This window comes from Carnobacterium sp. 17-4 (assembly GCF_000195575.1).
Classification (GTDB): domain Bacteria; phylum Bacillota; class Bacilli; order Lactobacillales; family Carnobacteriaceae; genus Carnobacterium_B.
On record NC_015391.1, the window covers coordinates 816,758 to 829,602 of the forward strand.

Consider the following 12,845-nt stretch of genomic DNA (forward strand, 5'->3'; position numbering starts at 1 on the left):
CGATTAGGATTTTTCTGTTTTTTTACATAATGATTTCTATCGAAAGGAGAGATACATTGTTAACAAAGGCTTATCATGTGCTCCAAGAGACATATGGATTTACAGAATTTAAAACAGGACAAAAAGAAGTCATTGAAAAAGTTTTACAAGGAAAAGATACGTTAGCAATTATGCCAACAGGCGGGGGGAAATCCCTTTGTTACCAAATTCCTTCTCTAGTCTTTGAAGGAGTAACAATAGTTGTTTCACCACTTATTTCATTGATGAAGGATCAAGTAGATGCGTTAACAGAAGTAGGTATATCGGCTACTTATTTAAATAGTACGTTAACTGCTGCAGAGATGAATGTGCGATTGAAAAAGGCAGTCAATGGAGACTATAAATTGATTTATGTTGCTCCTGAGCGATTCCAAACGGAAGAAATTTTTTACTTGATGCATACTATAAATATTTCAATGATAGCTATCGATGAAGCGCATTGTATTTCTCAATGGGGGCATGATTTTAGGCCAAGTTACTTGTCTTTAGGAGAATCAATCCAACAATTGGATTATCGACCTATCGTGTTAGCTTTAACAGCTACGGCAACACCTATTGTCTCAAACGATATTTTAAATTTATTAGGTATTCTTTCTGATAATCGAGTGAAAACGGGGTTTGAGCGTGATAATCTAGCTTTTCAAGTCATTAAAGGGCAAGAACGCAACCGTTTCTTATTGGATTATTTAACAGTGAATAAAGGGCAATCTGGGATTGTCTATGCTAGCACACGAAAAGAAGTGGAGCGGATCTATGAACTGCTGAATGCCAAAAAAATTAAGGCTGGTAAGTATCATGGTGGGTTAAAAGAAGATGAACGTAACAGCTGGCAAGAAAAATTTCTATATGATGAAGTAACGGTAATGGTCGCCACAAATGCATTTGGTATGGGAATTGATAAAAGCAATGTCCGTTTTGTTATTCATTATCAGATCCCAAAAAATATTGAAGCTTATTACCAAGAAGCTGGACGCGCGGGTAGAGATGGACTGCCAAGTGATGCAATTTTATTATTTTCTCCTCAAGATATGCAAATTCAGAAATTCTTTATCGACCAATCAGAGATGACGGAAGAATTAAAAAATCAAGAATACCGAAAATTAAGAGAAATGGCCCAGTATGGATCAACTCAAATTTGTTTGCAGCGGTACATTGTTGAATATTTTGGTGATAACTGTGAGGATTGTGGAAGATGCAGCAACTGTTTAGATGATCGTGAAGTTGCAGACATTACGTTAGAGACTCAAAAAGTATTATCCTGTGTTAAGCGGATGGGCCAAACGTATGGAAAATCGCTTATCATGAAAGTATTGACTGGCTCAAAAGATAAAAAAGTCACGCAATGGCATTTTGAAGATCTTTCAACTTATGGATTGATGAAAGGGGTGCCTCAAAAAGACGTGACCCAATTGATTGATTATTTAACGGCTGAAAAATATTTAGCGCCTACTGACGGGCAATACCCCATTTTAAAATTAACCGAAAAAGCTGTTGCCGTTTTAAAAGGAGAACTGTCCGTTACCAGAAAACAAGCAAAAGTTGCACAAAAAGTAGCAGTAGACGATGCTTTATTCGATCAATTAAGAGAATTAAGACGTGCATTCGCAACGGAACAAAAGGTTCCACCGTATGTTATTTTCTCAGATGAAACATTGCACCAAATGTGTGTCTTAATGCCTCAAAACGAAACTGAAATGTTGACAGTAAAAGGTGTAGGAGAAAATAAACTAGAAAAATACGGAGAAGCTTTTTTAACCTGCTTAAAACAAGCTAAAGTAACAAGTTAAAGAGAGGTCTTTAAATGATGAAGAGTTGTGGTGTAGTTGTAGAATATAATCCATTGCACAATGGTCATGTGTACCACTTGAAAAAAGCTAGGGAGTTATCAGGTGCGGATGTTATTATTGCTGTAATGAGCGGAAATTTCTTGCAACGCGGCGAACCAGCTATTGTGGACAAATGGGCTAGGACACAAATGGCTTTAGCAGCGGGAGCAGATATAGTGATCGAACTACCGGTGGCTTTTAGTGCGCAACCAGCTGATTATTTTGCAAAAGGAGCCGTTGGATTATTGCAGGCTATGAAATGTGATGCAATCTGCTTTGGTTCTGAATCTGGTGAAGGTTCAGATTACCAAAAACTAGCTCAATTTTTAAATCAACATACAGCAACTATTAACCAACGTTTTAAAGAAAATAAAAACCCAGGACAAACGTATGCTTTACAAATGGAACAAGTTCTTAAAGAACTACTGCCGAATCAGCCAATCGCTCTTTCTACGCCAAATAATATTTTGGGATTAGCCTACGCTAAAGAAAACCTACTTTATGAAAAACCGATGGAACTTTATACCCTGACACGAGTCGGATCGGATTATCATGATGATGAATTAATTGAGCAAAGCTTTTCAAGTGCTACAGCTATTCGAAAAAAATTATTGGAGACCAAACAAAAAACTTTGCCTCTTGAAGAATTGAAGGCAAGTATGCCAACCAGCAGTTTGGAGTTAGTAACAGCCAATCCGCTTGTTAGCTGGGAAAATTATTGGCCTTATTTAAAATATCAAATAGAAGTTCAGTCATTAGAAGAACTCCAGTCTATTTACCAAGTAACAGAAGGGATTGAATACCGCTTAAAAGAGTGTATTCAAGAAGCAAAAAGTTTTGAGCAGTTTATTTCGTTAATTAAAAACAAACGAGTATCATGGACTCGTTTGCAACGAATGTGTGTTTATATTTTACTTCAATTAAAAAAAGAAGACATGATCAAGGAATTGAAAAAACCAAAAGCAATCCATTTATTAGGATTTAGTTTATTAGGAAGAAAGTATTTGAAAGAAACAAAGAAAGAGTTGGCTATACCTTTAATTGCCAATGTAACAAAAAAGAATAAAATATTATGGACATTGGATATAAAAGCAGGTAAGATTTATCAAATGGGTCAGATGGGTTTAATAAAAGAACAAGATTATTATCGTCAGCCACTAAACTTTTATTTTGAAAATACCTATGAAAACAAAGCTTAGCAAGAAAAGACTGTAAGGTAAAATACGTTGACAAAGGGTTCATTCACTAGTATAATAATCCTTGTTGCTTTAGGAGTGATGTAAAATGAAATGGTCATTAAACGAATTGCAAAAATACCGCAATGAGCCTTTAGTTTTCTCGGAAACTGTTGACTTAAAAAAAACGTTGATGAATCGAGAAAAGGAATTAATGGATGTTTCTCCGATTAATTTAGAAGGAACACTCATTGTTCATGAAAAAGAAATCTTGCTTCATATGGTTGTTTCATTAGATGTGACACTACCCTCTGCAAGATCACTAAAACCAGTTTTGTTCCCTATGTCAATTGGAATAGATGAAATATATATTCCGCCTTCTGCTACTCCTGGATCTAAAATAGATAATGAGGAAGAAACTGTCATTCTTTTAGATAAAGATATGATTGATTTAACTGAAGCTATTACGGATGCAGTTTTGTTAAATCTTCCATTGCAAGTCTTTACGCAAGAGGAGATAGAAGGACAAGAAATGCCTAGTGGAAATGATTGGCTGGTCGTTTCTGAAGATGAATACACTTCAGATTTGGAAACACAGAAATCAGAAACTGAGGATCCGCGTTTTGCTGGTTTGAAAGATTTGTTTAAAGATGAATCTGATAATCAGAAATAAGTATGTATTATAGGCTTCTTTTAGCACAAATTTGTGTAGAGAAGCAATTTTTAAGGAGGTGTAAGGAATGGCAGTACCAGCAAGAAGAACATCAAAAGCTAAGAAAAACAGACGTCGTACTCATTATAAATTAGAAGTTCCAGGTATGAACGCATGCCCTAACTGTGGCGAATTGAAAAAAAGCCATCACGTTTGTGCATCATGTGGACATTACGATGGTAAAGAAGTAATCAGCAAAGAAGCTTAATTTTTTTGCACATTTCATCATGAGATGATTTGAAAACCCTTATTGAGACCATGGCTCAATGGGGGTTTTTTGATTTTTAAACTAGTACTTAATTGGGAGTATACAAAAAGCTGAAATTAAGTTAAATTTAAAAAGAGAATTTTTTATGATAATGTAGTTTAATAAGCAGTCAGATATTAATGCATATACATATTTAAAAGGTGGGATGAAATGGAGTCCGAAACTTCTTTAGTAATAGGAAAACTGATGCTGTACTGTTTGCCGCTCGTTTTATTGCTTTTTTTCAGTAAGAAAACGCAACGTCATTTTAAAAGGCAACATTCAGCTGTTAAGTTACCAGATCTGCTGGTTCCTTTTTTAATTTTAGGTATTCATATTCTTAGCGAGTTAACCTATGGATTTTCTGTAATTCCATATTTTTTAATTTTTATATTTAGTTTAGGGATTATCCTACTTTTGGTTATTGCGGCAAAAAAGGGCGAGATTTTATATGAAAGTTTTTTTAAAACGTATTGGCGATTTGTTTTTATCAGTTCTATATTAACTTATTACAGTTTGGTTACAGCTAATATAATAATGACTTGAAAAAGACTTAAAAAAACTGAGCCACTAAAAAAAATGTTGTTAGTTTAAATTATGGGAATAATAGATTAAATAGAAAATTTATTTTTTGAAACGATTTTAAGATTGAATAGGCAATAAAAAAGCGAAAGAGAGACAATTTTGTCTCTCTTTCGCTTTTTTATTTGAAGTAATTTGGGGAAATTCCCCACTAAAAATTCATCATAGGAATAGAAATAGGTAACTGTTTAAAACTAATCAAGCTGTAACGAAAAAGATTTATGTCTTTTTTTGAATAAATGTGGAGGAAAGTGGGGCATTGTGGTAGACTAAAAATATCTAATTGGAGTTTGGGGTGAGACAGCTATGTTATTGGGTGAACACAAGCACAACATTGATGCCAAAGGTCGTTTAATCATGCCATCAAAGTTTCGATCTGATTTAGGTGAGAAATTTATTCTTACTCGTGGATTAGATGGATGTTTATTTGGATATCCGCAAGAATCATGGTCTGCTCTTGAAGAAAAGCTCAAACAACTCCCGTTAGCAAAGAAAGAAGCTCGTGCTTTTACCAGATTCTTTTACTCAGCAGCTGTTGAATGTGAAATAGATAAACAAGGAAGAATCAATATTCCTCAAACTTTAAGAGAACATGCAAAATTAGAAAAAGTTTGCCATGTTGTTGGAGTCTCTGAACGAATTGAAATTTGGGGAGAAACAAGATGGAACCAAGTTTCCCAAGAAGCTGAAGAGATGTTTGATAGTATTGCTGAAGATATGATTGATTTTGGATTCTAGTAATTTACCAATTTAAAATAAAAAAAGATAAATAAACTAGTAAGTTAGGTAGGCGAAAAAAATGACAGCATTTAATCATGAAACAGTCTTATTGCGCGAAACAGTTGATGGGCTGTCGTTATCCCCAGAAGGTATTTATGTTGATTGTACTTTAGGCGGAGCGGGTCATAGTGAATATTTACTATCACAATTAGATGAGAACGGGCATTTATTTGCTTTTGACCAAGACGAGCGTGCAATTGAAAACGCAAAAGTCCGGTTAGCTGAATATGTTGAAAAAGGTATGGTTACTTTTATTAAAGCAAATTTCAGGAATATTAAAGAAGAGTTAACTGAACGTGGAATAAACGAAGTAGATGGAATTTTATATGATTTAGGAGTATCTTCTCCACAGTTAGATGAAGCAGAACGTGGCTTTAGTTATCACCAAGATGCGCCTTTAGATATGCGGATGGATACAGATGCTCCATTAACGGCAAAAGATGTCGTTAATGAATGGTCTTACCATGATTTGATTAGAATTTTCTACCGTTATGGAGAAGAAAAATTTTCAAAACAAATTGCTCGTAAAATTGAAGCTGCTAGAGAAATTAAACCTATTGAAACAACTAGTGAATTAGTTGAACTCATTAAATCAGGAATACCTGCACCAGCTAGAAGAAAAGGCGGCCATCCAGCAAAACGAGTTTTTCAAGCGATACGAATTGCCGTTAATGATGAGTTGTCTTCAGTAGAAGATTCGTTAGAACAAGCGATTGAGTTATTGGCAATAGGCGGGCGGATCAGCGTGATTTCTTTTCATTCATTAGAGGATCGAATCGTTAAAACTATCTTTAAGGATCACTCTAAAGGACCTGAATTGCCACGTGGATTACCAGTTATTCCAGACGGATTTCTACCTGAATTAAAATTGATTACCAGAAAACCAATTCTACCTTCAGAAGAAGAGTTAGCCGTAAATAATCGTTCGAGAAGTGCCAAGTTACGAATTGCTGAAAAACAAACTAAAGTAAACTAACACTAAAGAATAGGAAGGAAGTATTAATTTATGCCATTAGATAGTAATTTAGCTAGAAACATTGAAGTCGAAGTACCCTTTCAGCCGCAGACAGCTCCTACTCCTAAAAAGGAAAAAATACATACTCCTTTTACAAAAAGAATAGGTATAACAAAAGGAGAAAAACTACTTATCAGTTCAGTTTTAATTGTTTTGTTTGCTCTTATCGCTGTTAGTATTTCATTAGAAATTACCATTGCCAGTACTAATCGCACTTTACAAGATGCAACAACCTCAATTGCTGAATCCACAACGGTCAATGAAAACTTAGAGCAAGAAGTTCAAGAATTATCGCGTTATGATCGCGTGTATGAAATCGCGAATAAATTTGGTTTAGAAATGAATGAAGAAAATGTAAGGAATGTTATAAAATGACGAATAAAAACCCTCTAAAAAACAGGAAAAAAGTTGCCATATTGTTGTTTTTTGGCACAGTTCTTTTACTCATTGTTTTTGCGGGACGAATTGCATTTATCATGGTAAAAGGTGAAGTTAATGGCGAAAATTTATCCCAAAATATAAATAATTTATACACGAGAAGTAGCATCCTAGAAGCAAACCGAGGAACCATATATGATGTTGGGGGAGAATCGGTTGCATTAGATGCTACTTCTTACTCTTTAGTAGCAGTTTTAACAGATCAATGGTCTAATCCTGATGAAGCGTTTCATGTATCGGATAAAGAAAAAACAGCTGAAGTATTAGAAAAATATATCCCTATGAGCAAAGAAGACATTTTAACAAACTTAAATCAAAAAGATCTTTCTCAAGTTGAATTTGGTGAAGCAGGAAAGAACTTATCTTTTGATACAAAAAAAAGTATTGAAGAAGAAAAACTACCAGGCATTGTCTTTGAGGAAACCCCTACAAGACTTTATCCTAATGGAATATTCGCTTCGCATTTAGTCGGCTATGCTGCATTACCTTCTGGAAAAGAAGAGGATGTTTCTAGTACAGATTTAAAAGGCATGATGGGTATTGAACTTGCATATGACGATATCCTTAAAGGAACAGATGGGAAAACGATTTATCAAAAAGATAGTTTTGGTTACGTTATTCCAAATTCTAAAGTAGAAACAACAGAACCTGAAAATGGTGATGATATCTATCTGACGTTAGATAAACGCATGCAAGTCTATATGGAAAATGTCATGAGCGAAATTGATGATAAATACAATCCTGCTATGGTAACGGCAACGTTGATTAATCCAGAGACAGGTGCTATTATTGCAGCATCACAAAGACCTACATTTAATGGAACCACAAAAGAAGGTATTGATCAATTGTGGCAAAATCTTTTGGTTGAGAACACGTATGAACCAGGATCTACGATGAAGATTATGACTTTAGCTGCAGCTGTCAGCGAAGGTGTGTTTGATCCAAATGCTTATTTCCAATCAGGAGTAAAAATGATTGGTGATGATCCGATTCATGACCATGATCCAAATGGTTGGGGTACAATTTCTTATTTAGAAGGTTTGGCACGTTCGAGTAATGTGGCATTTGCTAACTTAATGGAAAAAATGAGCCCAGAAACTTGGAAAGAATATATGGAGGCCTTCGGAATTGGAGAAACGACTAATTCTGGTTTGGCAAATGAAGCTAAAGGTTCAGTTGCTTTTAACTATCCTCTAGAACAAGCGAATACTGCGTTTGGGCAAGGTTTAACCGTTACCGCATTTCAAATGCTGCAAGCTTTTACAGCGGTAGCAAATGATGGGCAAATGATGAAACCGCAATTTATAAGTAAATTTGTTGATTCAGATACAGGAAAAGAAACAATCGTTGAGCCAGAAGTTGTAGGCCAACCGATTAGTAAAGAAGTAGCAGATCAAACATTGGACTATTTAAAAGAGGTTGTTTACAACAAAAATGGTACTGGAGTAGATTATCAAATCGATGGCCATGAAATTGCTGCAAAAACTGGGACTGCTGAGATTGTTAATCCTAAAACAAAACAATATTATAGTGGTGGAACAAATTATATTTATTCTGTCGCCGCTATGGCCCCAGCAGATGATCCAAAAGTGATTCTCTACATTACAGTACAACAGCCTGAAATTAAAGATGGTAGTACAACAGGAAGTGGAGTAGTTAAAGAAATTTATCATCCTATTATGAAACGAGCATTAGAATACTTGGCCTTAGGAGAAGACGAAGAATCTGAGACAAATACGGTCGAAATGCCAAAAGTTACTGGAATTTCAAAAGATGAGGCACTTAAATCATTAGAAGGTACTCAGTTAAATGTGACCGTTGTCGGAAATGGTGATACAATAGTACAACAATTACCATTACCAGCTGAAACCACTATTGAAAATCAACGTGTGGTTTTAATGACCAATGGTGCTATGACTATGCCGGATATGATGGGATGGTCAAAAAATGATGTTTTAAAAGTTTCAGAAATAACTGGATTAGAATTTATATTTGAAGGAGAAGGCTATGTAGTTAGTCAAAGTCTTGAACCAAATGCCAATATGCAAAGCACGGATAAAATTAACATAAAATTAGAAACTCCACAAGAATAGAAAAAGGTGAAAATAGTGAAAGCAATCGAATTAATCAAACCATTAAAATCAAAGAAGTTTTCAATAGATTTTTCTGATAGTTTAGAAATTACAAAAGTTACTCAAGATACGAGAGAAGTTGAACCGGGTTCACTTTTTGTCTGTATTATTGGTTCTCTTCATAATGGACATGAATTAGCGAAAGAGGCTGTTCAAAAAGGAGCAGTTCTAGTGGTGGCAAGCGAACCACTAGATGTAGAAGTTCCGGTTGTCTATGTAAACAATACAATGAAAGCTATGGCAATTTTAGCCGCTGCTTTTTATGATTATCCGAGCCAGAATTTACGTGTTATAGGTGTTACTGGTACAAACGGTAAAACAACGGTTACTCATCTATTGGATTATATCTTCCATGATCACAAAGAAAAAACTGGAGTTATCGGAACAATGTATCGTCGTATTGGTGCTGAAGTTTACGAAACAAAAAATACGACACCAGATAGTCTTACGTTGCAAAAAACATTGCGTGAAATGCAAGAAAACGGCGTACAGACTTGTTCTATGGAAGTCTCTTCACATTCTTTGGTTCAAGGCAGGGTGTGGGGGACTGATTTTGACATTGCAATTTTTACTAATCTAAGTCAAGATCATCTGGAATATCATCACACTATGGAAAAATATGCTGAAGCCAAAAGTTTATTATTTTCACAATTAGGTAATGGCTATCAGCAAGATAAGCCTAAATTTGCTATCTTAAATTTTGATGATCCAGTGGGCAGAAGCTTTGAAGAAAAAACGGCTGCTTCTGTTTTTTCTTATGGAATCGATCAATCAGCTGATTTTAAGGCTACTGATTTAAGGATTACAAATAAAGGTACCCGTTTTAATTTGAATTTTGAAGATCAAGTATACGAAGTACAATTACAACTAGTTGGTAAGTTTAATGTGTCGAATGCTTTAGCAGCTATTGCAGGAGCATATGCGGCTGGATTGGAATTGCCTTCTGTTATCCAATCCCTTAGCCAGATAAGTGGTGTACGAGGTCGTTTTGAGATCGTTAAAGGGGAATATGATTTTGCTGTAATCGTTGATTACGCGCACACACCAGATGGGTTATTAAATGTATTAAATGCAGTAAATGAAATTAAAACTGGAAATGTGTTTTGTGTAGTCGGTTGTGGCGGAGACCGTGATCGCACTAAGCGACCGATAATGGCTGAAATTGCACAAAAGAATTCAGATACAGTCATCTTTACATCTGACAATCCAAGAACGGAAGATCCTAATGCTATATTAAATGAAGTAGTTGCAGGATTAGAAGAAGAGTCTTATCAATTGATTCCTGATAGAAGAGAAGCTATCCAGTCTGCTATTAAACAGGCAGCACCCAATGATATTGTCTTGATTGCTGGAAAAGGGCATGAAAATTACCAAATTATTGGTACTGAAAAAATTCATTTTGATGATGTTGAAGAGGCTGAAAAAGCAATACACATAAAAAACAATGATAAATAGGAGCGGAAAATAATGCAATGGACAGAAATGTTAATCGCAGTTGTGAGTGGATTTGCCTTAACTATTATGGCGATGCCAATCGTGATTGGTTTTTTTAGAACAAAACAATTAGGCCAAACGACTAGAGATGAAGGACCAAAGTGGCACGAAGTGAAGACAGGAACTCCAACTATGGGAGGAATTGTCTTTCTAGTAGCTGCAATTATTTCAACTATTTGGGTTTCTATATGGCAAAATGTCTTTTCAATAGGCATTGTGTTAACTCTTTTCATCCTAATTCTTTATGGTTTATTGGGATTCTTGGATGACTTCATTAAGGTGTTTAAAAAAAGAAATCTTGGTTTGACTTCTAAGCAAAAATTAATAGGACAAATACTCGGCGGAGTACTTTTCTTTGGTGTTTCCCTTTATAAAAATATTCCAACAGAATTGGCTTTCCCTTTCGTAGGTACGGTTGATATTGGTTGGTTTTATGGACTATTTATTATCTTTTGGTTAGTTGGTTTTTCAAATGCTGTTAATTTAACAGATGGTTTAGACGGGCTAGTTGCCGGAACAGCCAGTATTGCTTATGGTGCATATGCTATTATCGCTTGGAATCAACAACAATTTGATATTTTAATCGTTTGTTTGACTGTAATCGGCGGATTGATTGGCTTTTTCTTTTTTAATAAAAAACCAGCTAAAATATTTATGGGAGATGTTGGTTCATTAGCTTTAGGTGGTGGTTTAGCAGCCATTTCAATTCTATTGCATCAAGAATGGTCACTTCTTTTAATCGGTCTTGTTTTCGTTATGGAAACTGCGAGTGTCATGATCCAAGTTACCTCATTTAAATTAAGAGGTAAACGAGTATTTAAAATGAGTCCTATTCATCACCATTTTGAAATGAGTGGTTGGAGTGAATGGCGTGTTGTACTTACTTTTTGGTCTATCGGATTATTAGCTGCAGTAGCATGTCTAATAATTATTCTATAATACTTACAGTAGATTTAACTGCTTGAATAGAAAAAAATCCTTGTTTTTAAGAAAAAGAGGTTTAACTATGAAAAAAATAAAACGCTATGAACATAAAAAAGTATTGGTTTTAGGGCTCGCTTTAAGCGGAGTAAATGCCGCTAAATTACTTCATTCTTTAGGCGCGCTAGTTACCGTTAATGATTATAAAAATTTTGATGAAAATCCTCAGGCTCAAGAATTATTAGAATCTGGTATACGAGTAGTTACTGGAGGACATCCCGTTGAGCTATTAGACGAAGATTTTGAATGGGTCGTGAAAAATCCAGGTATTATGTATAACAATCCTATCATCATGAAAGCTGTTGAAAAAGGGATACCAGTTATCACAGAAGTCGAGTTAGCTTATGAAGTAGCTGAAAGTATGATCATTGGTATTACAGGTACAAATGGAAAAACAACTACTACAACTATGATAGCAGAGTTGTTAAATGCAGAACGTTCTAAGGGTCATGCTTATGTGGCTGGAAATATCGGGACTCCTGCAAGCCTTGTAGCCCAAAAAGCAACAAGCGATGATGAAATCATAATGGAGTTATCAAGTTTTCAATTAATGGGAATCACTGAACTAAGACCGCATATTGCGGTTATAACAAATATTTATTCAGCTCATTTAGACTACCATGGAACAAGAGAAGAGTATGTGGCAGCTAAGATGAGTATTACAAAGAACCAAACTGAAGAAGATTATTTAATTGTGAACTGGGATCAACCTGAATTAAGAGAACTGTCTCAACAAAGTAAAGCCACTATTGTGCCTTTTTCAAGAAAAGAAATCTTAGAAACAGGAGTGTATTTGCAAGACGATGTGATCTATTATCAAGGAGAGCCCGTAATGGCTAAAGAAACCATTTTAATTCCTGGTGATCATAATGTTGAAAATGCAATGGCAGCTATTGCAGTTGCTAAGTTATTGAATCAAGAAAACGGCGTAATCCGAACTAGTTTAGAACAGTTTACTGGTGTCAAACACCGTACTCAATTTGTAAGAGAGTGGAATGAACGTCGTTTTTACAATGATTCAAAAGCCACGAATACGTTAGCAACAGAAAATGCATTAAAAGGTTTTGACGTTCCCATTATTTTACTAGCCGGTGGTTTAGATCGAGGGAACAATTTTGATGAATTAATTCCAGTAATGAATAAAAAAGTAAAAGCTTTAATTGTTTTTGGAGAAACGGCAATGAAGTTAAGTGAAACGGGCACTGAAGCTGGAATTCCAACCATTATATCTGTTCAAAATGTTGAAGCGGCTGTGCCAGTTGCTTATGAGCTAAGTGAGCCAAATGATGTCATTTTATTATCGCCTGCTTGTGCCAGTTGGGACCAGTACCGAAGTTTTGAAGTTCGTGGCGATGCCTTTATTCATTCCGTTGAACAATTAATAGAAGAAGCAACAGAAGAGGAGGAATAGGCCTTTTGGTCTA

The 12,845-nt window shown here is 35.3% G+C and carries 12 protein-coding genes; all 12 read left to right on the forward strand.

Annotated features, from left to right (window positions below):
- Nucleotides 1-29: 29 nt before the first annotated feature.
- The 12 genes from recQ to murD all read left to right on the forward strand — a co-directional run bounded on the left by recQ (nucleotide 30) and on the right by murD (nucleotide 12,832).
- Nucleotides 30-1,826 (forward strand): DNA helicase RecQ, encoded by a 1,797-nt coding sequence (recQ, locus tag CAR_RS03975; RefSeq protein WP_013710426.1) that lies wholly within the window; start codon nucleotides 30-32, stop codon nucleotides 1,824-1,826.
- A gap of 14 nt (nucleotides 1,827-1,840) precedes the next feature.
- Nucleotides 1,841-3,064 (forward strand): nucleotidyltransferase, encoded by a 1,224-nt coding sequence (locus tag CAR_RS03980; RefSeq protein WP_013710427.1) that lies wholly within the window; start codon nucleotides 1,841-1,843, stop codon nucleotides 3,062-3,064.
- Nucleotides 3,065-3,149: 85 nt separating this feature from the next.
- Nucleotides 3,150-3,713: a YceD family protein gene (locus tag CAR_RS03985; RefSeq protein WP_013710428.1), complete on the forward strand. Its 564-nt coding sequence runs from the start codon at nucleotides 3,150-3,152 to the stop codon at nucleotides 3,711-3,713.
- A 67-nt stretch (nucleotides 3,714-3,780) separates the two neighbouring features.
- Nucleotides 3,781-3,960, forward strand: a complete 180-nt coding sequence (gene rpmF, locus CAR_RS03990) for a 50S ribosomal protein L32 (RefSeq protein ID WP_013710429.1) — start codon at nucleotides 3,781-3,783, stop codon at nucleotides 3,958-3,960.
- Between the two features lie 210 nt (nucleotides 3,961-4,170).
- A complete protein-coding gene (locus CAR_RS03995; protein WP_013710430.1) occupies nucleotides 4,171-4,545 on the forward strand; it encodes a DUF3397 domain-containing protein in 375 nt (124 codons plus the stop codon).
- Between the two features lie 342 nt (nucleotides 4,546-4,887).
- Complete coding sequence (gene mraZ, locus CAR_RS04000) at nucleotides 4,888-5,319, forward strand: division/cell wall cluster transcriptional repressor MraZ (RefSeq protein ID WP_013710431.1); 432 nt, start codon at nucleotides 4,888-4,890, stop codon at nucleotides 5,317-5,319.
- 61 nt (nucleotides 5,320-5,380) lie between these two features.
- A complete protein-coding gene (rsmH, locus tag CAR_RS04005) occupies nucleotides 5,381-6,337 on the forward strand; it encodes a 16S rRNA (cytosine(1402)-N(4))-methyltransferase RsmH (protein WP_013710432.1) in 957 nt (318 codons plus the stop codon).
- Nucleotides 6,338-6,367: 30 nt separating this feature from the next.
- Complete coding sequence (ftsL, locus tag CAR_RS04010; protein WP_013710433.1) at nucleotides 6,368-6,751, forward strand: cell division protein FtsL; 384 nt, start codon at nucleotides 6,368-6,370, stop codon at nucleotides 6,749-6,751.
- Complete coding sequence (locus tag CAR_RS04015) at nucleotides 6,748-8,907, forward strand: penicillin-binding transpeptidase domain-containing protein (RefSeq protein ID WP_013710434.1); 2,160 nt, start codon at nucleotides 6,748-6,750, stop codon at nucleotides 8,905-8,907. The genes ftsL and CAR_RS04015 overlap by 4 nt, the downstream gene beginning before the upstream one ends.
- 15 nt (nucleotides 8,908-8,922) lie before the next feature.
- On the forward strand, nucleotides 8,923-10,401 hold the full coding sequence (locus CAR_RS04020; protein ID WP_013710435.1) for a UDP-N-acetylmuramoyl-L-alanyl-D-glutamate--2,6-diaminopimelate ligase: 1,479 nt from the start codon (nucleotides 8,923-8,925) through the stop codon (nucleotides 10,399-10,401).
- Between the two features lie 12 nt (nucleotides 10,402-10,413).
- A complete protein-coding gene (gene mraY / locus CAR_RS04025) occupies nucleotides 10,414-11,379 on the forward strand; it encodes a phospho-N-acetylmuramoyl-pentapeptide-transferase (protein WP_013710436.1) in 966 nt (321 codons plus the stop codon).
- A gap of 67 nt (nucleotides 11,380-11,446) precedes the next feature.
- The gene (murD, locus tag CAR_RS04030) at nucleotides 11,447-12,832 is read left to right on the forward strand and encodes a UDP-N-acetylmuramoyl-L-alanine--D-glutamate ligase (RefSeq protein ID WP_041556161.1); all 1,386 of its coding nucleotides are present in this window, start codon (nucleotides 11,447-11,449) and stop codon (nucleotides 12,830-12,832) included.
- Nucleotides 12,833-12,845 lie beyond the last annotated feature (13 nt).